This window comes from Halogranum roseipondis (assembly GCF_059695585.1).
In genome coordinates this window covers 273,297-298,115 of sequence record NZ_CM185235.1, presented here as the reverse complement: position 1 = coordinate 298,115, position 24,819 = coordinate 273,297, and the positions used below count along the sequence as shown (strand labels likewise).

Here is a 24,819-nt window from a genome sequence, read left to right as displayed (position 1 = left end):
TTCGCTGCTCGTCTGGCAGAACTCGCTATCGACGTAAGCTATATGATTCAGAACGACAGTACACTAAACGTGACACACGCTGCTGTTGCAACGGGTACGCCCGCCACGACAGCGGCGGCGTTCGCTTTTCTGAAAAAACGTCCGTAACCTCGCTCGTTGCAGGAGTGGCGATCCTGTCTCGGGTGAACCCCCGACCGAGGTACGGACGACGACCGACAGTTCACGACAGACACAGCACACATGACAGGTACACACTTCAGCGGGGTCTACCCCGCGATGACGACGCCGTTCACCCCCGAGGGCGACATCGACTTCGAACAGCTGCGGACGGACGCACGACGACTCGTCGACGCCGGCGTCGACGGACTCGTCCCCGTCGGTTCGACCGGCGAGAGCGCGACGCTCACCCACGACGAACACGTCGAGGTGGTCGAGACCGTCGTCGACGAGGTCGACGAGGTCCCGATCGTCGCCGGCTCCGGGTCGAACTCGACGCACGAGGCGCTGGAACTCTCGCAGCGCTCGGCGGACGCCGGCGCAGATGGCCTCCTGCTCATCTCCCCGTACTACAACAAGCCCGAACCGGCCGGGATGCTCGAACACTACCGCACCATCGCCGACGCGGTCGACGTCCCGCAGATCGTCTACAACGTCCCCTCGCGGACGGGCCGGAACGTCGACGTCGACACCGTCGTCGAACTCGCGAACCACGAGAACGTCGCGGGCTACAAGGCCGCTAGCGGCGACCTCAACCGCATCTCCGAGGTCGTCGAGCGCACGCGAGACGAGGCGTTCGACGTGCTCTCGGGCGACGACGGCATGACGCTCCCCGTCCTCTCGGTCGGCGGGGCGGGAACGATCAGCGTCGTCGCCAACGTCGAACCGGAGCGCACCACCGCGCTCGTCCACGCGGCGCTCGACGGCGACTTCGAGCGCGCGCGCGAACTCCACCACGAACTCGGCCCGCTGACCCGACAGCTGTTCGTCGAGACCAACCCCATCCCGGTGAAGGAGGCGATGGAGATGCGCGGCCACGGCACCGCACGCATGCGGCCGCCGCTGTCGCGACTCTCCGAACAGCACCGTGACCGACTCCGCGAACTGCTCGCGGACCTCGACGGCGAGCGGGTCGGACTGGAGGCCGACCGATGATCCGCCTCGCGGTCACCGGCGCCGGCGGGCGCATGGGCCGCGAGGTCGTCGAGGCGGCCGACGGACGCGACGACGTCGAGGTCGTCCTCGCGGTCAACCGCAGCGACTGTGACCCCGTCGCCGGCGTCGACGTCGACGACGCGGCCGACTTCCCGACGCTCCTGACCGACCGCGACCCGGACGTCGTCGTCGACTTCACTGGACCCGAGTCGAGCGTCGAGTACGTCGCCGCCTGCGCGGAGGCGGACGTCGCCGCCGTCGTCGGCACCACCGGGTTCGACCCCGAGGGTGAGGCCGCACTCGACGACGCGGCCGAGGAGATCCCGCTGCTGAAGGCCGCGAACTTCGCTCGCGGCGTCGCGGCGCTCCGACAGGCCGTCCGCGAGGCGGTCGGCGCGCTCCCGGGGTACGACGTCGAGGTGACCGAGACCCACCACAACGGGAAGCGCGACGCCCCCTCCGGGACCGCAAACAGCATCCTCGACGACGTCGAGGAGGTTCGCTCGGATCTCACCCACCGGACGCACGGCCGCGAGGGCGAGCAACCACGCGAGGACGGGGAGATCGGCGTCCACGCCCGCCGTGCGGGTGACGTCACCGGCGAGCACGAGGTGCTCGTCGCGGGCAACCACGAACTCCTCGAACTCACGCACCGCGCGGAGTCGCGAGGCGTCTTCGCCGAGGGCGCACTCGACGCAGCAGTGTGGACGACCGGCCGCGACGCCGGTCGCTACGACTTCTTCGACGTAATCAACAGCTAACCGCTAATCACTACCCGACACATGAGTTTACAATCTGACATCGACGACCTGTGGCAGCAGTACCGGACGAACGACGTCGACGCCGACAGTGCCGAGACGGCCGACCTCGACGTGCTCGAGGAGTTCCTCGCCGCCCTCGAGGCGGGCGAGATCCGCGCCGCCGAGAACGACGGCGGCACCGGCCCCGACGCGTGGTCGGTCAACGAGTGGGTCAAGCAGGGGATCCTCCTGAACTTCGGTCTGCGACACACCGAACCGCGCGAGTACGGCGACGTCCGCTACCACGACGTGCTACCGCTGCGCGACACCGACGACCTCGCGGAGCGTGGAACGCGCAACACTCCCGACGGGACTACGATTCGCCGCGGGGCCTACCTCGGCGAGGACTGCATCATGATGAGCCCCTCGTTCGTCAACGTCGGCGCGTACGTCGGCGACGGGACGCTCGTCGACTCCTGTGACACCGTCGGCTCGTGTGCGCAGATCGGCGAAGGCGTGAAGTTGGGTGCGAACACGCTCGTCGGCGGCGTGCTCGAACCCGTCGAGGACGCGCCGGTCATCGTCGAGGACGGCGTCTCGCTCGGTGCCGGCTGTCGCGTGACGTCGGGGTTCGTCGTCGGCGAGAACTCCATCGTCGGCGAGAACACGCTGCTCACGCCGCGCATCCCCGTCTACGACCTCGTCGAGGAGGAGGTGCTCTACGGCGAACTCCCGGCCGAGCGCCGCGCGTTCACCCGGTTCGTCGAGTCCTCGCTCGGCGACCACGACCTGTTCGCCGGCGGCGCGTACAAGCCCGCCGTCGTCGCCCTCGACGTCGAGGAGGAGACCATCGACGCGACCCGCCGCGAGGAAGCCCTCCGCGACTGATCGGAGATGACCGCCAACCCCGACATCCGACGGCTGGCCGACTGGGACGCCGAGACGCTGGACTCGCTCGCCGACGACCACGGGACGCCGCTGTACGTGATCGACCTCGATCGCGTCCGCGAGAACTGTGAACGTCTCCGGGCGGCGTTCCCCGACGGAGAGGTGCGCTACGCTGTGAAGGCTCACACCGGCCGTGCGGTGCTCGAGACCGTCCGCGAGGCGGGCCTCGCCGCCGAGTGTGCCTCCGCGGGCGAGGTGATGCGCGCGTTCGACGCCGGCTACGACGGTTCAGACGTCCAGTACACCGCCGTCAACCCGCCAGCCGAGGATCTCGACTACGTGGTCGACGCGTGGCGGGACGAACACCCCGAGCTGACCGTCACCGTCGGCGCGGCCGACACGGTCGACCGCCTGCGCGAACGCGGCTTCGACGGCCGACTCTGTGTTCGGGTCAATCCGGGCGTCGGAGCGGGCCACCACGAGAAGGTCCAGACCGGCGCGAACGCCAAGTTCGGCGTCCCCTACGACCGGGTGCCGGAGCTCCTGGCGTCCGCACGCGAGGAGTTCGACGTCGTCGGCATCCACGCCCACGCCGGGAGCGGCATCTCCGGCGACGACCTGGAGAACCACCGCGAACTCGTCCGGCGGATGGGCGAACTGGCCCGCGAAGTCGGCGAGTTAGAGTTCGTCGACGTCGGCGGCGGGTTCGGCGTCCCGTACCACGAGGACGAACCGCCGCTCGACCTCGAGGCCGTCGCGGAGGCGACGCGGGAGGCCATCGGCGACGTCGACGCGACGCTCGCCGTCGAACCCGGCCGCTACGTCGTCGCCGACGCCGGCGTGTTGCTGACGCGGGTGAACACCGTCAAGGAGACCCCCGACACCACCGTCGTCGGCGTCGACGCGGGGATGACGACCCTGCTCCGGCCGGCGATGTACGACTCCTACCACGCGCTCTCGAACCTGACTGGAAGCGACCGGGTGGCAACATCTGTCACCGTCACCGGCCCTATCTGTGAGAGTGCAGACGTACTGTGTGAAGACCGACCACTGCCGCGTCCCGAACGCGGCGACCTGCTCGCGATCGGCAACGCAGGTGCCTACGGCTACGAGATGGCAAGCACCTACAACTCGCGGCCGCGGCCTGCGGAAGTCGCGCTGGACGACGACGACGCGCGACTCGTCCGCCGACGTGAGCAGCTACACGATCTGACCAAGCTGGAGGACGAAGCATGAGCCTACAAGCAAACCGAACCGTATCTTACGAGAAGTACCACGGAACCAGCAACGACTTCATCATCATCGACGCCGCCGACTTCATCCCGAACCGCTACTCCTTCGCGACGGCGTACTGCGACCGCGAGACCGGCGTCGGCGTCGACCTCGATCTCGACGTCGAGGACCACGTCGGCGCGGACGGCGTGCTCTTTCTCGCTCTCGAAGCGAAGTACTCGCCGCCGCGCGTCATCATGACGCTCGTCCAGCCCGACGGCTCGACGGCCGCGATGTGCGGCAACGGCGCGCGCTGTGCCGCCGCGTGGGCCGCCGAGCGCACCGGCAGCGACGAGGTGATGGTCGACACGCAGGCGGGCACCCGCCACGCCACCGTCAACGACGACGGCAGCGTCACGATCGAAATGGGCGTCCCGGCGTTCGACCCGCGCGACGTCCCGCTGGCCCGGGACGACCCGCTCGTCGAGGAGGAGTTAGAGGGGCATCCCGTCACGGCCGTCAACACCGGCGTCCCCCACGTCGTCGTCTTCGTCGACGATCTCGACGCGGTCGACCTCGAGTCGGTCGGCCCGACGCTCCGCTACGCCGACGTCTTCCCCGAGGGAGCGAACGTGACGTTCGCAGCCGAGAAGGAGCACGGCGACGGGTTCGACCAGCGAACCTACGAACGCGGCGTCGAGGGCGAGACGCAGTCTTGCGGCACCGGCGCGGTCGCCGTCGTCGCCGCGGCGAAGCGACTCGGCCTCGTCGACGACGCCGAGTCGGTCACCGTCAGCCCGCCGGGCGGCGACCTCGAGATTTCGGTGCCGGACGACGCCCCGGCGACGCTGCGCGGGGACGTCGCCCACGAGTACGCGGGCGAACTCGCCCGCGAACCGCCGGCACAGTCGTGAGCTTCGACCCCGTCGACTTCCTCGACGCCGCCGTCCGTATCGAGTCACACGAAGACGTCTCGGCGATGCGGGCGTTCCTCGTCGAGACGCTGGCGAACCACGGCGTCGCGGCGACCGTCGACGACGCGGGCAACACCGTCGCCAGCAGGGGGACGGGGTCGCCACACGTCGTCCTCAACACGCACGTCGACACCGTCACGCCGCACGTCCCCTACGAGCGCGACGACGAGGCGGGCGTCGTCCACGGTCGCGGTTCTTGTGACGCGAAGGGGCCGCTCGCCGCACTGCTCTCGGGCTTCCTCGCCGTCGATCCCGGCGAGTCGGGAACGCTGACGCTCGCGGTGACGCCGGACGAGGAGGTGCTGTCGACCGGGGCGGCCGCTCTCGACCTCGACGGCGACTGCTACGTCGTCGGCGAACCGACCGGGCTCGACGTCTGCAACGCCGCTAAGGGGCGGTTCCAGGGGACAGTTACGCTCTCGGGCGTCAGCGCGCACGCCGCCGAACCCGACTCCGGCGCGAACGCCGTCTTCGCGCTCGAACAGGTGTTGAACGTCCTTCGCACGTTCGACGCCGACCGCGAGGTCCACCCCTCGCTCGGGACGGCGACGTTGACGCCGACGACCGTCGACGGGGGGTCGGCGACGAACCAGATCCCCGCCGACTGTCGACTCGTCGTCGACCGCCGAACCATCCCGCCGGAGACGGCCGCGGGGTTCCGCGAGTCGCTCGCGGCGCGACTCCGCACGGCGGTGCCGGACGACGTCGACGTCGCCTTCGAGTTGACCGAGCGGCCGACGCCGTTTCTCGAGGCGTTCGCGACCGACCCCGACCACCCGCTCGTGGCGACGCTCGCCGCGGCCGCGAGCGACGCGAGCGGCGGAACGGGCGGTGCGGTGCGTCCGTTCACCGCCGCGACCGAGGCGTCGTACTTCGCGCCCGCGCCGACGGTCGTCTTCGGACCGGGCGACCTCGCCGACGACGAGGGCGCGGTGGCACACTCCGAACGCGAGTACGTCCGACTCGAGGAGGTCCGGACGGCCGCCGAGGCGGTGGAGACGTCGCTCCGCAAGTTGCTCGAGCCTGAAAAAGCGTGAAAGTGGACGACGGCGCTCAGCCGAGGAAGACGTCGACGACGTCGTTCGTCGACTGTCCGCGGTAGAGTTCCGAGTAGCCGCAGTTGGTACACGAGACGACCGTGAACTTCCGGTTCTGGATGTCGAACATCTTCGAGAGACCGCCGCCGGTCGTCGCGATGGAGTCGATCTCGGTGTCGGTGTGACCACACTTCGGACAGCCGCGCTCGTCGCCGAAGTCGTGTGCGTCGGTGTCGGTGTTGGTGTCGGTTGGAGGGCTCATGCGCTCGCCGAGAGACGCGACACGTCGAAAAAGCTATCGCTGGTCAGACTGGGACGCTGCCGTCCCCCTGTTGGAGTTCGGCCATGCTTCGGCACTGCATACAGCCGAAGACCCGGTCGTCGTTGTCTCCGAACACACGTGCGAACTGCCGTGTGACGTCGGCGCCACAGGCGTTACATCGCTGCATCGGTCCTTCCCTGTCTCCGCTGAGTGCGCTTGTTGGGAGCCATCTCGTCCTCTCGTAGTCGGCCACTCGCAACGGACCGGGGAGTGACGTTCCCTCGCACCCTCTCTCGAAGGCGTCTGTCCCGTGTCCGCCGAGCGCCTGACTGTCTTCATGTATCGTCACGTGAGTTATCAACTCACGCGATGTTCGAGCGACAGGGTGTGAACGTCGGTCTCTACGTGGTCACTCCGAAAGCGTCGAGCGGTCGACCCGCCGGGACTCCCGAGCGAACTCCTCGATCGTCGTCACCGCCCACGAGACGACGGCGTCGTCGCTCGTCTCGACGAACGCTCGCGGCAGTCCAGCGTCGTCGGTGAGCAGCAGTCCGACCGCGTCGTCGGCGACGCCGAGGGCGTAGGGGATCTGACCGTCGTAGACCGTGAGTTCGGCGCCGCGGTCCAGCAGTGTCTCGAGAGTGGCGACCGATTCGGCGTCCGCGACGACCTCGTCGAGCGTCTCCGCCTCGAGGACGACGGAGAGCGTCTGCCCGTCGCGCGTCACAGCCTCGCAGTGGGCCGTCAGGAGCTCCGGCGGCAGTGAATGAGTGAGTTCGCGCACTCGGTCGGCGGCGGTCACCGTCGCCAGTGCGCGACGGAACGGAGCGTAGGGGTTGTTCCGCGTCGGCAGCGTGACGTCGGCGTCGACGAGTCGCAGCAGGTCGACGTCGAGCCCGTCGTCCGGAAGCCACCGGACGACGTCCTGCAGCCGGTTGGCCGCCCGCATCGCCTCGAAGAACGAGGCGAACTCCCGTTCGACGAAGTCCCCGAGTGCTGTCGTCTCGTAGCGCCGTCCCGACCGCGTCACCCAGCCACGGTCCGTGAAGTCGTCGAGGATGCGCTTCGCCGTGACCCGAGAGATACCCGTCGCCGCCTCCAACTCCGCACGCTCGTGCGGAGCCTCGGCCAGCGCCGCGAGGACGTCGACGCGGTTCGCAGACCGGGCGAGAAAGGCGACGTCGTCGAGCGCAGTGGGCACTGTTCTGTTGTCTAAGTTAGATGTGCGGTAGTATAAATCCACCAGCGACCGCGACGGCGGCCGGGGCGGAGATGGTCAGACCGACCGCGACCGCTCGCCCGAGGCGTCGTCTAAGCCGACGTCTACCTTCTCCGTCGGGTAGTAGACGCGGCCGCCGCCCCGCTCGTCGTCGCCCGTCCCTCGGAGCAGGAGGAACGCGAACAGGGCCAGCGGCGAGAACGCCGCCGCCACCAGTCCGCCACCGAGGAGGTGGGTGCCGGTCAACTGCCCCGACGCCGGGCCGCCGGCGGCCGCCGCGTCGCCGACGAGGAGCGCACCCTTCATCCCCATCGCGGCGTGCGGTTCGCAGGCGTAGGTGGTGACGCCGCGACCCTCGACGACGTGCTCGAAGACGTGGCCGTCGTCGCCGCTCATCTCGCTGGCGAAGGAGTCGTCGCTCGCGACGACGTTGTGGAACCCGCCCTCGCCGGACCACACCCAGCGCACCGTCGTTCCCGGATCGACCTGGACTGCGGCCGGTTCGAAGCCGAACGCGCCGCCGTTGCCTGCTGCGCCGACCTCGACCGTGACGACGTCCTCGCCGCGGGCGTCGACGGTGCCCGCGAAGTTGTCGACGTCGGCGAACCAGTCGCCGTAGACGGCCGCCGGGTCGCCCTCGTCGTCTCCGGCGGCGGCGCTGGCCTCGACGCCGGGCACCTCGCCGACGACCACGACCCCCTTCATCCCCATCGCGGCGTGGGGTTCGCAGGCGTACCTGACGACGCCCTCGGCGTCGGCGACGTGCTCGAACGTCTCACCCTCGTCACTCAGGAACTCGCTGGCGAACGACCCGTCGTCGGCGGCGACGTTGTGGACGCCGCCCTCGCCGGTCCACACCCAGCGGACCGTCGTCCCGGGGTCGACCTGCACGGCGGCCGGACCGAACCCGAACGCGCCGCCGTTGGCCTGGGTGCCGACCTCGACCGTGACGGTCGACTCGCCGCGAGCGTCGACGACGCCGTCGTAGTTGTCGACGCCGTCGAGCCAGCCGTCGAACGTCTGCGTTGGACTCTCCTGGGCGGCGACCGTGCCGACCGCCGGCGTCGCCGCGGCCGCGAGACCGACGGCCGCGCCCGCACGGAGGAAGTTGCGTCGACTGACGTCGTTCATAGCTCGTACCCCGCCTTGTCCATCACCTGACGGAAGATCTCGGTGTCCATCGCCTCGGTGTAGACCGTCGCGGTGAGCATCCCGCCGGGGTAGGAGTTGCCGTTGCGGACGTGGTCGACCTTGTGGCAGTGGATCGGGTAGATGCCGGGGTCGGCGTCGGCGACGTACTCGATGGTGTAGCGTTCGGCGGGGGCGACGTTGACGACGTCCTGGAGATACTGGAGCGGTTCGGGCATCGGGCTGCCGTCCTTCTCGACGACCTTGAACCGGTGGTTGTGGACGTGCATCGGGTGGCTCATGAACCCCGCGTTGACGAAGTGGATGCGGACGGTGTCGCCCGCGTCGACGATGACGGGCGACCCCATCTCGGGGTGGAGCGTGTAGGGGGCCGACCGGCCGTTGATCGTGAAGACGTCGCCCATCCGGTCGGTGAGCGAGTACTTCACGTTCTCGCCGCCGTACTGCCGCGACAGGCGGGAGTCCCACTCCTTGACGGTCATGAAGTACTCCTTGTCGGCCTCCTCGTACCCCTCGGGATCGACGCGGAGGATGCCGTACATCCCCATGTCCATGTGGAACGGGGTGTTGAAGTGACAGTGGTAGAGATGCGTCCCGGCGACGTTCGCGGGGATGGTGTACGTGTGTGTCTCGCCCGGCATGACGGTGATACCCGTCGTCGTCGGCACGCCGTCGTTCATCCACGTCTTGCGCACGCCGTGGAAGTGCAGCGTGTGCGGGTGCATGTTGTCCGAGTTGTCGAGCGTGATCTTCAGTTCGGTCCCCTCGGTACAGCGGAGGATGGGGCCGGGGACGGAGGGGGTGCCGTCGTCGGCCTGGAACGCCCAGACCTGCGGGAGGACGACCGGACCGTTCATGCTCTCGCCGGGGTGGACGTCGTGACGAGCGGTGACGGAGCGAAGCGTCACCTCACCGCCGCGCTCGTCGAGGTCGACGACCTCCGGGCGACCGGTGAGCGGGAGGTCGGTCTGCGTCGTCGAGAGCGGCCCGCCAGCGGAGGAGGAGACCTGCTGTGCCATCGGAGCCTGCGCACAGCCGGCGACCGCGACGGCGCCGCCCGCGCCGGTCGCCTTCAGGAAGTCGCGTCGTGAGATGCCGGTTCCGGGTGCACCGATTCTGTCGGCGTTCATACTACACCGGATGCCCCAGCTTTCGATATAACCTGAACCCCGTTCTCGGGCGGTGAGAAACGTCGGCTGCCGCGTGGTAGCACGCGCCAGCTATAGTCGCTCGTGCACCTGTCTACACACCCGACCGCACGACAGCGGCCGGGCGGGCGTGTGATGACGTGCGCTCGTTACGATAGGTCGACAGAGCGGTCGTCACTCCAGTTCGTCGACCAGATCGTCGGCGACGCCGGTGTAGCCGCTCGGCGTCAGGGCGAGCAGTTCCTCGCGGACGCCCTCGTCGACGTCGAGGTCGGCGAAGAGGTCGTGGAAGTCCTCGAGCGTGACGCGCTGGCCGCGGGTCAGCTCCTTCACGCGCTCGTAGGCGTCGGTGTCGCCCTCGCGTCGGAGGATGGTCTGGACGGCCTCTCCGATGATCTCCGGCGTCGACTCGAGTTCCTCGCGCATCACCTGCTCGTTCGGGACGACCTTGTCGAGTCCCGTCGCCGTCTTGCCGTAGCCGACGAGACAGTGGGCGAACGCCGCGCCGATGTTGCGCTTGACCGTCGAGTCCGAGAGGTCACGCTGGAGGCGCGAGGTGGTGACGTAGTCGGCGAGGAACGTCAGGTCGGAGTTGGCCTTCGAGAGGTTCCCCTCGCTGTTCTCGAAGTCGATGGGATTGACCTTGTGCGGCATCGTCGAACTCCCGGTCTCGCCGTCGACCGTCCGCTGGCCGAGATAGCGGTCGGAGATGTAGAGCCACATGTCCCGGTCGAGGTCGACGAGCACGTTGTTGACGCCGCGGAGCGCGTCGAAGAGTTCGGCGAGGTCGTCACACGGGTTGACCTGCGTCGAAAGCGCCGTGTGTCGGAGCCCGAGCGAGGCGACGAACGCTTCGGAGAACGCTCGCCAGTCGACGTCGGGGTAGGCGGCGACGTGGGCGGCGTAGGTCCCCGACGCACCCGCGAGTTTGCCGGCGAGGCCGTCGGTCGCCCCCTTCAGTCGGCCCAGCCCTTTCCCGAGGCGGGCGGCGTAGACGGCCATCTCCTTGCCGAACGTCGTCGGCGTCGCGGGTTGGCCGTGCGTGCGTGCGAGCATCGGCAGGCCGCGGTTGTCCTGTGCCAACTCGGTGAGTTCGTCGCGCACCTCTTCGACGGCGGGGACGAGCACCTCCTCGACGGCGGGTTTCACGAGCAGACGCTGAGCGAGGTTGTTCACGTCCTCGCTGGTCAGCCCGAAGTGGATCCACGGGTAGACCGACTCGTCGGTCGCCGTCCGGATGAAGTACTCGACGGCCTTCACGTCGTGGTTGGTCGCTGAGAACTCCTCGGTCCCCTCCACCTCGATCTGCTTGACGAGACGGGCGTCGTCGGCGTCGAACTCCTCGTACAGCGCGCGCAGGTCGGCGCGTTCGCCGTCGTCGAGTGCGAGCGGCGTCGCATCGAGGTCCGCGAGCGCGAGGAGATACTCGACTTCGACGCGGACGCGAGCGCGCACGAGCGCCGACTCGCTGGCGTAGGGACTGAGCGGCGCTGTTCGGCGGGCGTATCGGCCGTCGAGCGGCGAGACGGCGGCGAGGGGGTCGCTCCGCGGCAGGTCGGTCATACCCTGTGGTGTCGGTGGTGAGCGCAAAAGCGTGTCGATGGCAGATACTCAAGTACATGTACAGTATAGCTGAGACGGTGTGTCTCTCAGCGCGATTCGACGCACGTGTGTGTATTACTCACCGAAAAGGTCGATGCCGAGAGGAAGATTCACTCCTGGCGTGTCAGACGAGGAGGGTGACGGCGATACTCAGCAGGAAGAGGTAGGCGAGCACGACGAGCGTGTTGCGCTTTGGCGAGCGGACCGTCATCCCGGGAACGTGAGAGACGAAGCTTCTAGCGACCGAGAACACTCGATCACTGAACGTCACGCGCTGCATCGACTCACTCACCTCCCATCGAAGTCGTCGAAGCGGAACTGTTCGTCGACGCCGTGGAGCCGTCGATCGGTGTCTCTGTCGATGTTGGCGTCGGCGTGGGCGTCGGTGTTGCAGTCGGCGTCGGTGTTGCAGTCGCAGTCGGTGTCGCTGTCGCAGTCGGTGTCGCTGTCGCTGTCGGTGTCGCTGTCGCTGTCGGCGTGGGCGTCGGTGTTGCAGTCGCTGTCGGCGTCTCCGTTGGCGTAGATGTCGCAGTCGGCGTCGGCGTGGGTGTCGGTGTTGGTGTCGGCGTGGGTGTCGATGTTGGTGTCGGTGTTGGTGTCGGCGTCGGTGTCGGTGTTGGTGTCGGCGTCGGTGTCGGTGTTGGTGTCGGCGTCGGTGTTGCGGTCGCGGTCGACGTTGGAGTCGCTGTCGCAGTCGGCGTTGGGGTCGCCGTGGGTGTCGCAGTCGGCGTTGGGGTCGGTGTCGCTGTAGATGTCGCAGTCGGCGTCGACGTCGATGCCGGTACGGACAGAGAGGTGGCGTGCGACGTCGGAGCCGACGTCGTTGTCGACGTCACAGTAGGCGTCGGTGTCGCGGTCGGCGTCACTGTCGCTGTCGTGGGTGACGTCGGGGTCTCCGTTGCTGGCGGCGTCGACGTCGATCCGGTGGTGATCGTCGGTCCGGATACAGTCGACGCGCTGCTCGTCGGTCCCTCAGTCGACGTCCGCTTGTCACTCCGATCCGTGTCGTCGCTCTCGGTGGAGCCGTCGTCGGCACCGCTGGGGGTGGACGTCGTCGTGGTCGGCGACGGCGGTGTCGAACCCGAGTCTGTCGTCTGTGCGGTCGTGGTCGACGTCGACGTGACGTCGCTCCCGGTGACGGTCTCGGTCGGGGTCGGCGTCTCGGTCGTCCCCGTCGTCGGGAAGTTGCTCGCTGCGGTCATTCCAATGCCGACCGCTTCGGTGTCGGTGAGCGACGCGGCGGTGTAGTAGCCACCGCCGGCGCCGGCGAGTATCACGACGACGACCGAGAGGACGACCACCGGTCGCGTCACCGAGATCTTCTCGCTCATTCGACGTCACCTCCGTCGCCCGTCTCGGTGGTGTCGTGGTCGGCGTCGTGGACGAACACCGTCTCGTCCAGCGGGAGGACGTACGACCCGTGGGTCCAGTAGACCGGCCGGTCCGACGCCCGCGCCAACTCCAGAAACGAGTCGAGCGAGTCGACCGCGACGGTGTACTCTCTCTCCGTCAGCGCCGTCGGCGGTGCCGTCTCGCTGACGTCGAGCGCACCGTCCGAACGGACGTGGGTGGGTTCTTCGTTCGGAGCCGGAGCGTCGACGCCCGCCTCCGGAGCGGCGTGTGCGGCCGCCGCGCCGAGCAACAGCAGTCCGAGCCCTGCGACGAACCCGGTGACCGCCCACGCCGACTGGACGAGGTAGAGGACGAAACCGGCGTACACGGTCGAGACGAACAGGACGCTGAGCGTCCCCCGGAGGTCCGTCTTGGTGATCGTGATCGTGTCGTCGTCGGACTCCGCCCCCCGGTCGGCGGACGGAGCGGGGGTAGCGACGGTCGACGGATCGACGTCGCTCCCCTCCTCGGACTCACCGCTGGAGCGGGCGAACGCGAGCGCCTCCGAGACGAGGAGCAACAGGATCGGGACTCCGACGAGAAGCAGTGCACCGAGTGGGTCGTTACCGAACATGACGACGTGGCCGACGAACGGGATGTCGTGGTTCACGACGCCGAGGACGTTGCTCGAACGGACGACGCCCCCGTCTCTGTCCTCGTTGGCGTCACCCTTCGTGACGAACGCCCGCTCGCCGTCGGTTTCTCTGACCTCGACGACGCGATGAGTGATCGGTCGTTGATCCGCCTCCTGCGTGAACGTGATGACGTCACCCTCTTCGATCTCCGAACTGGGAGTCTCGTCCACGAGGACGACGTCGCCCGGCGCGATCGTCGGTTCCATGCTTCCCGAGACGACGACGAAGCTCTGGTCGGCACCGATGGTCTGCGGGACCGCGTAGACGACGAACGGCGAGACGGCGGCGACGAGCACGAGCAGACCGACGACGTGTGCCGCACGCATGCCGATCTCTGGAACGTTCACGTCGTCCACCTCCGACAGGCAAAACTGAGGTCGAGTTCGTTCGTGAGGCCCTCGCTGTCAGGCTCGATGTCGATGTCGTTCTGGTAGACGCCCGTCCCCGGCCCCGAACCGAGGAATGCGAGGTGGACCTCCCTGAATACGTCGAGGCGTTTCCGTCGCGACAATGCGTAGTGGTTTGACATTTGATGTCTCCTGTTGTGAAGAACCCACCGGAGGAGTCGAACCCCCGTGTGCCAGCGTGGGTCGGGAATGAAGGGGTCGGGGAGGGCTACAGTGCTAGAGAGCCTGCGTTCGGTGGTTTAGGAGGCCGTCGTCTCCTCAGAGGACTCAGCGCTTATCTCCTCGGAAGACTCGGCGCTATTGTCCTTCTTGAAGGGGTTCATCCCCCTCGGATTCGTGTGGCGGCACTGGACGGCACCGAACTTGAGGTTGAACTCGAGTTTGTCCGTCTGAATCTCGTTACCGGTCTCATAGGGGATCCACCAGGCGAAGCCGTAGCAGTAGGTAGTGTCTCCCTTGAAGCACTTGCTCTTCTTCTTGTTCTTCGATTTTCCGTCGAGGAGGTGCCCATTGTGAAGCTTCTTCTCGCAGAGGTCTTTGAGAGTCGTCACGAAGATCTTGTCAGCCGAACCGAAGGTCCGGTCTCCTTCGAGCGAGGACATCATACCCCCTCGGTAACTGGAGGTGTCACTCCCGGATGCCTGCGCATTGGCTCTCTTGACGATGGGATATCGGAGGAGTGCGACCTTGATGTTCTCCGCGAGATCGGGGTACTTGTCCTTGTCAGCCTTCTTCTCGGGGTCGGTCGTTTTCTTCCCTTCCCACTCTTTGAGGTCACAGCCAGCCCACACGTACGCAGGGTTGCCTTTGATCTGAATACAGATCAGACCACAGCCGTAGTCACCCGGCTTGGCGTCTTTGATCTCGAACATCGGACCGTGGCTGCCTTTTCGCTTCCCCTTGGGTGGCTTCCAGCCCTTCTCCTTCCCCTGGTAGTACCGCTGCCACCAGTCGAGCTTCAGGTCGAGCTTGCCGGCCGTGACGGTGTTCTTGTTGATGTATTCGTTGTCGCTGAAGTACGCGCTCGTACCCATACCTGCGCCTGCCGATGCGATACCGATCGTGCCGAGCCCGGCGAGCATGTTGCGCCGAGACAGTTCGAGTTTCTTGTCGGACATTGGTCGTGCTCCCATCCGATGTCCACCCGTCGGGGGTGGGTCGGACGTGATTCGTCCATGGGGGGATACCCCCTTAGCTAACAGCGGAGAGACACGACAAACGTGGGATTCGAACGAATCGAACCGTCCGTTTGACAGGTTGAACGAGCCAATATATGATCTCAGAAACACGTTCAGTGAGCGATGCAGCCGTTCGAGGTGCCGATTCCGGCCGAATCAGCTGCTCGGACGGGGAAACCTCCCATTTCTTATGTTGCTTTCCCCCACACAATCGGCCGCTGGCCGAGACGAGATCGGTCGGCGGGGAGATTCACAATGCAGCAGCAGATCACTCGGCGTTCGGAGATTTCGGAGGGAGAGATTCACGAGATTCTGCGGAACTCGCGACGGCGACGCGTGCTGAAGCATCTCCAAGAGTGCGTCGGCGCGGTGACAGTTCGCGGGCTCTCGGAGGTGATCGCCGAGATGGAGACCGGCGAATCGCCGCCACCACGGAACATCCGTGACAGCGTCTACAACTCGCTTCATCAGACACATCTGCCGAAGCTCGACGCCTACGGCGTCATCGACTACGACCAGGACCGCAAGACCGTTGCACTCCAGCGGGAGGCACGACAGGTCGACCTCTACATGGAGGTCGTCACCCGATACGGGATCACGTGGGCGCAGTTCTACCAACGACTCATGCTGTTGGCGCTGCTCGTCGTCCTGGCGGCACAACGCGACGTGTTCCTCTTCGCCACCGTCCCGCCGACGCTCTGGACGAGTCTCTTTCTCTTCCTCCTCGCGGTCTCCGTCGCCATCCAGCTCTGGTCGCGGCGATGGGTCTATCTCCTGCTGTGTTGAATAGACAGACGGCGTCGGGATAGACCGTCAAATCAGTAAGGATGAAGCCGAGGAGGTCGGGTATGGTGGAAGTCGATCTCCTCGACTTCGTTGAGTGGTTCAAGCGTCTAGCCAAACAAGCCTTGGGAAAGCACGCGGGCGAGCCCGCCACCGGCGGGTTCGCCCGCTGGAAGCACGTCGTTATTCACGGGTTTCGGCTCGAAGAGGAGCACAGCTTCCGAGAAACCGCAAATCGGCTGAAGTACATGGGTGACATACGGGACGTCCTTGAGTTGAACAGGAGCGACGTCCCAGATTACACGACGCTGAACAAGTCGTTCGATCGGTTCAAGATGTGGGTGTGGCGGGCGTTGCTGCGCGTTTCAGCGCAGCAACACCCGCAGTCTGGATTCGCCGCTCTCGACAGCACGTTTTTTGATCGAGGCCACGCCTCTGCGCATTATCTCGATCGGTCGAACCAGACGGTTGAGACGATGAAAGTGACGACATTGACCGATACAGCGTCACTCGCTGTTCTTGACGTGCAGTGCCACGCGCAGTGGCCACATGATACGAAATCAGGGCCGCAGGTCGTCCGCCGGAACGCGGACGACCTGCATACAGTCGCTGCTGATAACGGCTTCCAGGATTGGCACTCTGAATACGAGTTCTACAGCCTCAGCGTGGAACCGTTGATTCACTACCGTGGATCGTCTGCGAACGCGCTCAGCAACAACGCGCTCATTCGAGAGCGTGGCTACACCCAGCGTTGGATGGCTGAAACGTCGTATTCGTCCGTGAAGCGCTCGCTCGGCGATGCCGTGCGAGCGCAAACCTGGTATCGAGAGTTCCGTGAAATCGTCCTGATGTTCGCCATCATCAACATCGAACAACTCTGTGATCCGCTCTGATCCCTACGCCGTACCCCTATTCAACACAGCACTATCTCCAGCAACTGTTAGAGCGAGACGAGTAGACACGAATGTGCCCATACGCGGGCGATAGATCCGGAAGTGGCCTCGCGCTATAACACATTCGTGTATAATTCCGCTGTCGCAACCGCAACTGTTTTTCTTCCGGGCGCGGGTCACTCACGTATGCTCAAGATCGCCGGTCTCGCGAGCAACCGTGGACGGAACCTACTGCACATCGCCGATCAGGCCCCTGGCGGGGCAGAACTCGGCGTCGTCCTCACCAACGAGGAGGGCGCACCCGTACTCGAAGGGGCCTCCGAGCGCGGCATCCCGACGGAGGTCGTCGCCCGCGACGACGACGAGTCCCGCGAGGACCACGAGCGACGCGTGCTCGACCGTCTCGACGGCTACGACTTCGACATCGTCTGTCTCGACGGCTACATGCGCGTGCTCACCGACGAGTTCGTCGACCATGCGCCGACGACGCTCAACGTCCACCCCTCCCTGCTCCCGTCGTTCCCGGGGATGGACGCCCACGAGCAGGTGCTCGACGCTGGCGTCCGGATGACCGGCTGCACGGTCCACGTCGTCGACGAGGAGGTCGACGGCGGCCCCATCGTCACGCAGGAGGCCGTCCCGGTCTACGAGGACGACGACGAGGCGAGTCTCAAAGAGCGCGTGCTCCACGAGGCGGAGTTCACGGCGTACCCCCGCGCAGTTCGCTGGTTCGCCGAGGACCGCGTGACCGTCGAGGACGAGACGGTCCAGGTCGACGGCGACGAGGGCGGCGAGTTCCCCGAGCGACGACTCGTCTCGAACGACCTCGAAGCGTCGCTCCGCTACGGCGAGAACCCGCATCAGGACGCGGCCGTCTACGTCGACGCCGCCTGCGACGAGGCGAGCGTCGTCCACGCCGACCAGTTGAACGAGGGGGCGAAGGCGCTCTCGTACAACAACTACAACGACGCCGACGGCGCACTCAACCTGATAAAGGAGTTCGACGAACCCGCCGCCGCAGTCATCAAACACACCAACCCCGCCGGCTGTGCGACGGCCGACACTCTCGCCGACGCCTACGAGGCCGCGCTCTCGACGGACCCGATGAGCGCATTTGGAGGGATTGTCGCGCTCAACCGCGAGTGTGACGCCGCCACCGCCGAGCAGATCGTCGATTCGTTCAAGGAGGTCGTCGTCGCACCCGACTACACAGACGCCGCACTCGACGTCCTCACCGAGAAGAAGAACCTCCGCGTGCTCGACGTCGGTGACGCCGACGACCTCGGCGAGATCAGCGAGCGGTTCACCGAGAAGCCGATCGTCGGCGGCCGACTGGTGCAGGAACGCGACACGTGGTCGCCGACGGTCGACGACCTGGAGGTCGTCACCGAGCGCGAACCCAGCGAGGAGGAGCTGGAGACGATGCTGTTCTCGTGGAAGGTGTTGAAACACGTGAAGTCCAACGGCATCCTCTTCGCGAAGGGGACCGAAACTGTCGGCGTCGGGATGGGACAGGTCTCCCGTGTCGACGCAGTCCGACTCGCCGCGATGAAGGCAGACGAACACGCCGAGGGGAAAGACGCCGAGGGTGCCGTGATGGCCTCGGACGCCTTCTTCCCGTTCCCGGACGGCATCGAAGAGGCTGCGAACGCAGGCATCACGGCGGTCGTCCAGCCCGGCGGATCGGTCAACGACGAGGACGTCATCGAAGCCGCAGACGAACACGACATCGCGATGGCGTTCACCGGGCGTCGGTGTTTCCGGCACGACTGAGTGAAGCGGGAGAACGCCGAAAGCCAGCAAACGAACTGAAGCGAGTTTGCTGGGTTTCCGACGCGACCGAGTGAAACGCCGATGTCCGGTACACTGACCTCCGAGAGAACACTGCTCTCTCCACCTGTCCATTCATATTTATGCGAATATTTGCAGAGATGTTCACAGATATGTCGGCAGATATCTCTGCGAATAGGTTGAGACGTCTCTCTATATTCGAGCCGAATATAGAGAGAAGAGCGTGCGAACGCTCGCTCAGTCGCCGAGGTTATCGTTCGGGAAGCACTCCGCGAGGTCGTGGATCATCTCGATCGTCTCGGCTTTCGTCTCCGGATCGATGTCGTCGATCGTCTCGAGTTCGTCGATCGCACGTCGCAGGAGCGGGAGACTCAGTCGCTGGTCGACGTGGGCGACCGGGATGAGCAGATCGTCGAAGTCCTCCGGTGGGATGCCGGAGGTCGACAGCAGGAAGTAGTCGTCGAGGTCCGCGATGTCGTCCATCGGGAAGTCTTCCTCCTCGTACGGCAGATCAGGCGAGTTGGTCGTCACACCGCGGATCGACGGCACGTGCAGCGTGTAGTCCGACATTACGTCCCGACAGACGCGCGGACGACTGAAAGTCGTTGTTGCCGACTGTACCTCACGAACCCCTCTCGACCCGGCGTCGACACACTCAGGGCGACTTGCTGAGGTGTTCGTCGCCGGGTCGACCGCCACCGGCGTTCTCGTCGTCGTCGTCGATCTCCTCTTTCACCGCGGATTTCGTCTTCTTCTTGAACGCGGCGTATCCGGCTGCACCGCCTGCGCCGGCGACTACCGCGCCCGGAACGCCGAACTTCTTGTACCCGTACTTTGCCGCCTTCTTACCGATGGAGAATGCACCGAACATCGTGTCTCTACCGACGGGCCGACCACGGAACCCTCGCCTGCCTGTATACACAGCGGGTTCTTGTGGGGGCGGACGGCGGCGGTGGTTTCATCACCACCGGCGACGTCGACGGTCCATGAGCTCCGACGAATCGCCCCGTTGCTCGGATCAGACACCTATCGCTGGCCTCGGCGAGATCGCCCTCCGCGTCGACGACCTCGAACGGATGACCGCCTTCTACGCCGACGTCGTCGGCCTCCCCCTCCTCGGCGAGTTCGAGACGAGCACGTTCTTCGATATCGCCCCCGGCGTCGACGGTCACACGCAGATTCTCGCGCTGTTCGACCGCTCGGGGAGCGACGACTACACGCCGCCGGACGCCGCGCGCTCGACCGTCGACCACGTCGCCTTCGGCATCCCACGTGACGCCTACGAGAGCGAGCGGCAGCGACTTCAGTCGCACGGGCTCGACGTCGACACCGCCGTCCACGAGTGGGTCGGGTGGCGATCGCTGTACGTCACCGACCCCGAGGGCAACCGGGTCGAGCTCGTCTGTCACGACGACCGTCTCGACAGCGACTGACACGCCGACTGTCGGCCGCCACGTACATACCTGTCGAGTCCTGAGACCGGATATGGCGACACGACGCGGGTTCCTCGGCATGCTCACCGGGTTCGCCGGGGGAACCGCACTGGCGACGTACACGTCGATCCCCGACCGGTATCTCCCGCCCCGCGAACAGCTCCCTCCAGCCGTCCGTCCGAGTGCGACGGAGACGGACCCCCGGCCGTCGTCGGTGACGCGGCCGGAGGACTCCGCGTTCGACGAAGAGACCAGCGAGCGCGCCCGCGAGGTCGGACTCGCGACGCGCGAGGCGGTCGTCTACCTCGAACTCCGGGCCGGAAACCGGTTCTCGGTCGGAACGGGGTGGATACTGGACGACGAACACGTCGTGACCAACGGGCACGTCGTCTCGCAGGGCGGCGAGGTGACGTGTTACACCGTCGACGGCGACACCCTCGACCTCGAACTGGTCGAAGCCTCCCGCGACCCCGACGTCGCCGTGCTCCGAACCGACGACGAGGTGCCGGCGACGCTCTCGACGGGGGCTGCGGAGCGTCTCGACCGTGACCAACCGCTCGTGCAGGTCGGCCACCCGGGGAGCGTCGGCAACTGGATCATCTCGCTCGGCCGGTTCGGCGGACGAACGGGCGTCCTCGGGTCGGGCGACACGCTTCGCTCGTCCGTCCCGAGCGCACAGGGCAACAGTGGGTCGCCGCTCGTCACCCTCGACGGCGACGTCGTCGGACTCACCTACGCGAGCACGATGGGACAGGGCCGGTTCCCCGGGTCGACGCCCGAACCGAGCGACGACCGGGTCCGCGAGTCGTTCGCGTCGAACTCCTCGGCGTTGCACGTGCCGGTGGAGACAGTCGAGGAACTCGTCGGCCGCTGGACCGGATGACCCGGCCCCCCGAGCCTTCGACAATCTAAAGCGGCCGCCGACTGAGATGCGGATATGGACTACCACGAGGCAGCGAACTTCCTGTTCGATCTCCGCCGGTTTCAGGTGAAACCCGGCACGGAGTCGGTTCGGGAGCTGCTCGCGCACCTCGGCGACCCCCACGAGGACGTTCAGTTCGTTCAGGTCGCGGGGTCGAACGGAAAGGGGAGTACGGCGAAGATGGTCGAGTCGATCCTCCGCGAGGCCGGCCTCCGCGTCGGACTCTACACCTCACCCCACTTCGACGACGTCCGCGAACGGATCCGCGTCGACGGGCGAAAGATCCCCGAGAAGGCACTCTGTACGTTCGTCGACGAGGCGAAGCCCTACCTCGTCGAACGGGCGGCCGAGGGCGAGCCGCTGACGTTCTTCGAGGTCGTGACGGCGATGGGCATCTGGCAGTTCGGACGCAGCGACGTCGACGTCAGTGTGCTCGAAGTCGGCATGGGCGGGCGACTCGACGCGACGAGCGTCGTCGACCCCGTCGCCAGCGCGGTGACGAACGTCTCGCTGGAGCACACGTCCGTGCTCGGCGACACCGTCGAGGAGATCGCGACGAAGAAGGCGGCCGTCGCCCCGGCGGACGCACCGCTCGTGACGGCCGCGACCGGCGAGGCGCTCGCGGTGATCCGTCGCGAGGCGGGCGACGTCGTCACCGTCGGCGACGCAGACGACGGCGTGGACGTGACGGCCCGCTCGGGCGGCCCGGTGAACCACACCGAGTCGACGGTCACCGTCGACGGCGCCGACTGGCACGTCGAGTCCCGACTGCCGCTGCTCGGTGCGTATCAGGCGACGAACGCGGGCGTCGCCTGTACGCTCGCCCGACTGGTCGCCGACGTCGACGAACCGACGCTGGCCCGCGGCCTACGGAACGCCCACTGGCCCGGCCGGTTCGAGGTGATGGAGCGCGACCCGATGGTCGTCCTCGACGGCGCACACAACCCCGACGCCTGCGCCCAACTCGCGACGACGCTCGACGAGTTCGCCGACGAGTACGACGACCTCCACCTCGTCTTCGCCGCGATGCACGACAAGGACCACCGCGAGATGGCCGGGGCGCTCCCGACGCCGGACTCGGTCGTCACCTGCAAGCCGAACCTCTCGCGTGCCGAGGACCCCGAGGTGCTCGCCCGCGTGTTCGAGAACGTCGGCGTCGACGACGTCCACGCGGGGTTCTCGGTCGCCGGGTCGCTGGCGAAGGTTCGCGAACGCGCCGAACCGAGCGACTGCATCCTCGTCACCGGGTCGCTGTTCTGCGTCGCGGAGGCGCGGACGACGTGGACCCGACTGGAGGTTCCGAAGCGGGTTCGGGATCTCGACGACGCCGAGACGGTGCTCCGCGACGCCCACGTCACCGAACCGGGCGTCTGGCGGATGCGCGGGAAGGCGGTCCACCGGTCGCTGAAGCTCCGCGTCGAGCGCCGACAGGCGCAGTATCTCAAAGAGGAGATGCTGAGTCTCGGCGGCGAGTGTGCCACCTCCGGTCATCTGACCGACGGTGAACTCTCCGCTGTCGTGTTGCTGGGGACGCTCTCGCAGTTCAACCGCCTCGTCGACAAACTCGAGGGCCAGCCGTTCGGTCTCGAGGCGCTCGGAGAGGACATCCGTCGGCGACTCGGCATCCGCGTCGAGAAGCCCGCTCGCGGCTATCCGTGGGAGGACGGCACCGCGGTGATGGGTATCCTGAACGTGACGCCCGACAGCTTCCACGACGGCGGGGAGTTCTTCGATCGGGACGCCGCCGTCGCGCAGGCGCAGGCGATGATCGACGCCGGCGTCGACATCATCGACGTCGGCGGCGAGAGCACGCGACCCGGCGCCGAGGAGGTCCCCGTCGAAGACGAGATCGACCGCGTCGTCCCGGTCGTCGAGGCGCTCGCCGACCTCGACGTCCACCTCTCTATCGACACGCGGAAAGCCGCCGTCGGCCGTGCCGCGCTCGACGCCGGTGCCGACATCCTCAACGACGTCACCGGCCTCGAGGACCCGGAGATGCGTTTCCTGGCGGCCGAGCGTGACGTCCCCGTCATCGTGATGCACAGTCTCGACGCCCCGGTCGACCCCGACCGGGAGGTCGAGTACGACGACGTCGTCGAGGACGTCGTCGACGAGTTGGCAGAGCGCGTCCTCTTGGCCGAGAAAGCGGGCATCCCGCGCGAGAACGTCGTCGTCGACCCGGGTCTCGGCTTCGCCAAGTCGAAGGCCGAGAACTTCGAACTGCTCGGCCGACTCGACGAGTTCGACGCGCTCGGCTGTCCGATCCTCGTCGGTCACTCCCACAAGTCGATGTTCGAACTCGTCGGCCAGAAGGGAGGCGACAACCTCGATGCGACGGTCGCGGCGACGGCCGTCGCCGTCGACCGCGGTGCGGACATCGTCCGCGTCCACGACGTCGAAGAGAACGTCGCCGCAGTACGCGTCGCGCAGGCGGCGCGCTCGCCGGCGCAGTTCTCAGAAGAGTAACCGAAAGCGGTCGCTGTCGCTCTTAGGCGTCGATACCGAGTTCGTCCAGCAGCGTCTGCGCCGCCGCGGAACTGGACTCGGGACCGCGCGCCGTGAGCAGGTCGCCGTCGACGGTGACGCTGGTGTCCGCGTCGAGTTCGGCGTCCCAGTTGCCGCCCGCGGCCTTCACCTCGTCTTCGACCCAGTAGGGGAGTTTGCGCCCGTCGATGTTGTCGTGCTCGTCGACGATCCCCTCCTCCCACTCGTTCGGGAAGCCGGTGACGTCGCGGTCCTGGACGAGCGGCGACCCGTCGGCCTCACGGGTGAACCCGAGGATGCCGACAGCGTGACAGACGACGAGCGCCTTCCCCTCGTCGCCGGCGACGGCCGTGAGCAGCGCCTGTCGCGCGTGACGGTCCTGGTTGACGTCCCACTCGGTCCCGTGACCGCCGGGGAAGACGACTGCGTCGTAGTCGTCGGCGTCGACCGTGGCGATGGGTTCCGGGTCGTTCAGGCGGTCGTCGGACTCGTGGACGTCGCGGAGGCGTTCGGCCTCCTCCTCGCCGACGTCGTCGGGGTCGAGCGAGCGCTCGTCGACGACTGGCGGGTTGCCGGACGGCGTGGCGACGGTGACGTCGACGCCGGCCGAATCGAGCGTGGTGAGCGGTTCGATGCACTCCTCGGCCCAGTACCCCTCCTCGCTGACGATAAACAGTGCGGATGGCATACACGCCTAGTTCGCGCTCGGGCTGAAAAAGGCGTCCGGCCGCGGAACGTCCGGCCGCGACCGGTGTGCGAACGTGGGCCAGTCAGTTCGTCGACCGGTGTGCGAACCGAGAGGGCACTCGTACGCGTCGCTCGTGGCGAAGGTTCGTCGGGAAGAGCGGGCGGTCGGCGTCGCGTCGGCTACCCGTCGCCGTACTCGTCGACGATGACGACCTCGCCGTCCTCGACGGTGACGTTGATGAGCGTCTTCACGTCGTAGTCGGTGTCGTCGAGCTCGTTCGGGCCGGCCTTCTTGATGACGGCGACGACGTCGACGACGTCCGCGCCGACGTCGTTCTTCAGTGCGCCGAGGATCGCCTTCATCGTCCCGCCGGTCGAGAGCACGTCGTCGAGGACGAGCACGCGGTCGCCCTCCTCGACGTCGTTGATGTACATCTCCGACTCGGAGTAGCCCGTCTGCTGGAAGAGCGGTACCTCGCCCTCCAGTCCGTACTGGCGCTTGCGGATGACGACCAGCGGGATGTCCGTCATCAGCGAGACGGCCGTCGAGATGTGGATCCCCATCGCCGCGGGCGTGACGATCTTGTCGACGTTCTCCAACTCGGCCTTGCGGATGATCTTGATGACGATCTCGCGGAGCAGGCCCGGTTCGAGCATCGGAACGCCGTCACTGATCGGATGGACGAAGTACTCGTACTCTCCTTTCTCGATGATCGGAGCGTCAAGCAGCGACTGCCGCAGTTGGTCCATGACGACAATTTCTGCCGGCAGGGATAAATGGTTGTGATTCGGGGGCCGTTCGTGCTGCTGTCTCACGGCGGGACGTCACGA

Annotated in this window: 29 protein-coding genes; 15 read left to right on the top strand and 14 right to left on the bottom strand. The window is 66.7% G+C overall.

Going from position 1 to position 24,819, the window contains the following annotated elements:
* Positions 1 to 240: 240 nt before the first annotated feature.
* From dapA to EOHIBHHM_RS01615, 6 genes are read left to right on the top strand one after another with little or no spacing between them, the layout of a single operon-like run.
* A complete protein-coding gene (dapA, locus tag EOHIBHHM_RS01640) occupies positions 241 to 1,152 on the top strand; it encodes a 4-hydroxy-tetrahydrodipicolinate synthase (protein ID WP_497253985.1) in 912 nt (303 codons plus the stop codon).
* On the top strand, positions 1,149 to 1,913 hold the full coding sequence (dapB, locus tag EOHIBHHM_RS01635; RefSeq protein WP_497253983.1) for a 4-hydroxy-tetrahydrodipicolinate reductase: 765 nt from the start codon (positions 1,149 to 1,151) through the stop codon (positions 1,911 to 1,913). The genes dapA and dapB overlap by 4 nt, the downstream gene beginning before the upstream one ends.
* 21 nt (positions 1,914 to 1,934) lie before the next feature.
* The gene (locus EOHIBHHM_RS01630) at positions 1,935 to 2,780 is read left to right on the top strand and encodes a 2,3,4,5-tetrahydropyridine-2,6-dicarboxylate N-succinyltransferase (protein WP_497253981.1); all 846 of its coding nucleotides are present in this window, start codon (positions 1,935 to 1,937) and stop codon (positions 2,778 to 2,780) included.
* Between the two features lie 6 nt (positions 2,781 to 2,786).
* Positions 2,787 to 4,016 carry a diaminopimelate decarboxylase gene (lysA, locus tag EOHIBHHM_RS01625; RefSeq protein ID WP_497253979.1) on the top strand — a complete coding sequence of 410 codons (1,230 nt, stop codon included), beginning with the start codon at positions 2,787 to 2,789 and terminating at the stop codon, positions 4,014 to 4,016.
* Positions 4,013 to 4,906 (top strand): diaminopimelate epimerase, encoded by an 894-nt coding sequence (gene dapF, locus EOHIBHHM_RS01620; RefSeq protein WP_497253977.1) that lies wholly within the window; start codon positions 4,013 to 4,015, stop codon positions 4,904 to 4,906. The genes lysA and dapF overlap by 4 nt, the downstream gene beginning before the upstream one ends.
* The gene (locus EOHIBHHM_RS01615) at positions 4,903 to 6,003 is read left to right on the top strand and encodes a M20 family metallopeptidase (RefSeq protein ID WP_497253975.1); all 1,101 of its coding nucleotides are present in this window, start codon (positions 4,903 to 4,905) and stop codon (positions 6,001 to 6,003) included. The genes dapF and EOHIBHHM_RS01615 overlap by 4 nt, the downstream gene beginning before the upstream one ends.
* A 16-nt stretch (positions 6,004 to 6,019) precedes the next feature.
* On the opposite strand, the gene EOHIBHHM_RS01610 is transcribed toward EOHIBHHM_RS01615, so the two are convergent.
* The 7 genes from EOHIBHHM_RS01610 to EOHIBHHM_RS01580 form a co-directional block, all read right to left on the bottom strand.
* Positions 6,020 to 6,265, bottom strand: a complete 246-nt coding sequence (locus tag EOHIBHHM_RS01610) for a zinc ribbon domain-containing protein (protein WP_497253973.1) — start codon at positions 6,263 to 6,265, stop codon at positions 6,020 to 6,022.
* A 43-nt stretch (positions 6,266 to 6,308) separates the two neighbouring features.
* The gene (locus tag EOHIBHHM_RS01605) at positions 6,309 to 6,452 is read right to left on the bottom strand and encodes a DUF7563 family protein (protein ID WP_497253971.1); all 144 of its coding nucleotides are present in this window, start codon (positions 6,450 to 6,452) and stop codon (positions 6,309 to 6,311) included.
* Between the two features lie 222 nt (positions 6,453 to 6,674).
* Positions 6,675 to 7,466 carry a helix-turn-helix transcriptional regulator gene (locus EOHIBHHM_RS01600; protein ID WP_497253969.1) on the bottom strand — a complete coding sequence of 264 codons (792 nt, stop codon included), beginning with the start codon at positions 7,464 to 7,466 and terminating at the stop codon, positions 6,675 to 6,677.
* 75 nt (positions 7,467 to 7,541) lie between these two features.
* On the bottom strand, positions 7,542 to 8,615 hold the full coding sequence (locus EOHIBHHM_RS01595) for a halocyanin domain-containing protein (protein ID WP_497253967.1): 1,074 nt from the start codon (positions 8,613 to 8,615) through the stop codon (positions 7,542 to 7,544).
* On the bottom strand, positions 8,612 to 9,763 hold the full coding sequence (locus EOHIBHHM_RS01590; RefSeq protein WP_497253965.1) for a multicopper oxidase domain-containing protein: 1,152 nt from the start codon (positions 9,761 to 9,763) through the stop codon (positions 8,612 to 8,614). The genes EOHIBHHM_RS01595 and EOHIBHHM_RS01590 overlap by 4 nt, the downstream gene beginning before the upstream one ends.
* Positions 9,764 to 9,955: 192 nt before the next feature.
* Positions 9,956 to 11,344, bottom strand: coding sequence for an adenylosuccinate lyase (gene purB, locus EOHIBHHM_RS01585; RefSeq protein WP_497253963.1), 1,389 nt, complete (start codon positions 11,342 to 11,344; stop codon positions 9,956 to 9,958).
* Positions 11,345 to 11,507: 163 nt separating this feature from the next.
* On the bottom strand, positions 11,508 to 11,675 hold the full coding sequence (locus EOHIBHHM_RS01580) for a hypothetical protein (RefSeq protein WP_497253961.1): 168 nt from the start codon (positions 11,673 to 11,675) through the stop codon (positions 11,508 to 11,510).
* 57 nt (positions 11,676 to 11,732) lie between these two features.
* On the opposite strand from EOHIBHHM_RS01580, the gene EOHIBHHM_RS01575 reads away from it, so the two are divergent.
* From EOHIBHHM_RS01575 to EOHIBHHM_RS01565, 3 genes are read left to right on the top strand one after another with little or no spacing between them, the layout of a single operon-like run.
* Positions 11,733 to 11,906 (top strand): hypothetical protein, encoded by a 174-nt coding sequence (locus EOHIBHHM_RS01575; RefSeq protein ID WP_497253959.1) that lies wholly within the window; start codon positions 11,733 to 11,735, stop codon positions 11,904 to 11,906.
* Positions 11,907 to 12,134, top strand: coding sequence for a hypothetical protein (locus EOHIBHHM_RS01570; RefSeq protein WP_497253957.1), 228 nt, complete (start codon positions 11,907 to 11,909; stop codon positions 12,132 to 12,134). It abuts the gene before it with no gap.
* A complete protein-coding gene (locus EOHIBHHM_RS01565) occupies positions 12,095 to 12,631 on the top strand; it encodes a hypothetical protein (protein ID WP_497253955.1) in 537 nt (178 codons plus the stop codon). Before EOHIBHHM_RS01570 ends, EOHIBHHM_RS01565 begins: the two co-directional genes overlap by 40 nt.
* A gap of 79 nt (positions 12,632 to 12,710) precedes the next feature.
* Here the strand turns inward: EOHIBHHM_RS01565 and EOHIBHHM_RS01560 are convergent, their stop codons facing one another.
* The 3 genes from EOHIBHHM_RS01560 to EOHIBHHM_RS01550 all read right to left on the bottom strand — a co-directional run bounded on the left by EOHIBHHM_RS01560 (position 12,711) and on the right by EOHIBHHM_RS01550 (position 14,935).
* The gene (locus EOHIBHHM_RS01560; RefSeq protein WP_497253953.1) at positions 12,711 to 13,757 is read right to left on the bottom strand and encodes a signal peptidase I; all 1,047 of its coding nucleotides are present in this window, start codon (positions 13,755 to 13,757) and stop codon (positions 12,711 to 12,713) included.
* Positions 13,754 to 13,939 carry a hypothetical protein gene (locus tag EOHIBHHM_RS01555; protein WP_497253951.1) on the bottom strand — a complete coding sequence of 62 codons (186 nt, stop codon included), beginning with the start codon at positions 13,937 to 13,939 and terminating at the stop codon, positions 13,754 to 13,756. The genes EOHIBHHM_RS01560 and EOHIBHHM_RS01555 overlap by 4 nt, the downstream gene beginning before the upstream one ends.
* Before the next feature lie 117 nt (positions 13,940 to 14,056).
* Positions 14,057 to 14,935, bottom strand: coding sequence for a SipW-dependent-type signal peptide-containing protein (locus tag EOHIBHHM_RS01550; RefSeq protein ID WP_497253949.1), 879 nt, complete (start codon positions 14,933 to 14,935; stop codon positions 14,057 to 14,059).
* Between the two features lie 315 nt (positions 14,936 to 15,250).
* On the opposite strand from EOHIBHHM_RS01550, the gene EOHIBHHM_RS01545 reads away from it, so the two are divergent.
* From EOHIBHHM_RS01545 to purH, 3 genes are all read left to right on the top strand, one after another.
* The gene (locus EOHIBHHM_RS01545) at positions 15,251 to 15,781 is read left to right on the top strand and encodes a DUF7344 domain-containing protein (RefSeq protein WP_497253947.1); all 531 of its coding nucleotides are present in this window, start codon (positions 15,251 to 15,253) and stop codon (positions 15,779 to 15,781) included.
* Between the two features lie 65 nt (positions 15,782 to 15,846).
* Positions 15,847 to 16,671, top strand: a complete 825-nt coding sequence (locus EOHIBHHM_RS01540) for an IS5 family transposase (protein ID WP_497256876.1) — start codon at positions 15,847 to 15,849, stop codon at positions 16,669 to 16,671.
* 186 nt (positions 16,672 to 16,857) lie between these two features.
* Positions 16,858 to 18,444 carry a bifunctional phosphoribosylaminoimidazolecarboxamide formyltransferase/IMP cyclohydrolase gene (gene purH, locus EOHIBHHM_RS01535; protein WP_497253945.1) on the top strand — a complete coding sequence of 529 codons (1,587 nt, stop codon included), beginning with the start codon at positions 16,858 to 16,860 and terminating at the stop codon, positions 18,442 to 18,444.
* 255 nt (positions 18,445 to 18,699) lie between these two features.
* Here purH and EOHIBHHM_RS01530 read toward each other — a convergent pair whose 3' ends face one another.
* Together EOHIBHHM_RS01530 and EOHIBHHM_RS01525 are read right to left on the bottom strand one after the other, a co-directional pair.
* Complete coding sequence (locus EOHIBHHM_RS01530; RefSeq protein WP_497253943.1) at positions 18,700 to 19,032, bottom strand: hypothetical protein; 333 nt, start codon at positions 19,030 to 19,032, stop codon at positions 18,700 to 18,702.
* Positions 19,033 to 19,117: 85 nt separating this feature from the next.
* Positions 19,118 to 19,333 (bottom strand): hypothetical protein, encoded by a 216-nt coding sequence (locus EOHIBHHM_RS01525; RefSeq protein WP_497253941.1) that lies wholly within the window; start codon positions 19,331 to 19,333, stop codon positions 19,118 to 19,120.
* Between the two features lie 115 nt (positions 19,334 to 19,448).
* Between EOHIBHHM_RS01525 and EOHIBHHM_RS01520 the strand changes: the two genes are divergently transcribed.
* The 3 genes from EOHIBHHM_RS01520 to folP are packed head-to-tail and all read left to right on the top strand — an operon-like array spanning position 19,449 to position 23,283.
* Entirely contained in the window at positions 19,449 to 19,895 is a 447-nt protein-coding gene (locus EOHIBHHM_RS01520) for a VOC family protein (RefSeq protein ID WP_497253939.1), read from the top strand.
* A 52-nt stretch (positions 19,896 to 19,947) separates the two neighbouring features.
* Positions 19,948 to 20,778, top strand: a complete 831-nt coding sequence (locus EOHIBHHM_RS01515) for a trypsin-like peptidase domain-containing protein (protein WP_497253937.1) — start codon at positions 19,948 to 19,950, stop codon at positions 20,776 to 20,778.
* 54 nt (positions 20,779 to 20,832) lie between these two features.
* The gene (gene folP, locus EOHIBHHM_RS01510) at positions 20,833 to 23,283 is read left to right on the top strand and encodes a dihydropteroate synthase (RefSeq protein WP_497253935.1); all 2,451 of its coding nucleotides are present in this window, start codon (positions 20,833 to 20,835) and stop codon (positions 23,281 to 23,283) included.
* Positions 23,284 to 23,305: 22 nt separating this feature from the next.
* Here the strand turns inward: folP and EOHIBHHM_RS01505 are convergent, their stop codons facing one another.
* Together EOHIBHHM_RS01505 and hpt are read right to left on the bottom strand one after the other, a co-directional pair.
* On the bottom strand, positions 23,306 to 23,989 hold the full coding sequence (locus tag EOHIBHHM_RS01505; RefSeq protein WP_497253933.1) for a type 1 glutamine amidotransferase domain-containing protein: 684 nt from the start codon (positions 23,987 to 23,989) through the stop codon (positions 23,306 to 23,308).
* Between the two features lie 179 nt (positions 23,990 to 24,168).
* Positions 24,169 to 24,738, bottom strand: a complete 570-nt coding sequence (gene hpt / locus EOHIBHHM_RS01500; protein WP_497253931.1) for a hypoxanthine/guanine phosphoribosyltransferase — start codon at positions 24,736 to 24,738, stop codon at positions 24,169 to 24,171.
* Positions 24,739 to 24,819 lie beyond the last annotated feature (81 nt).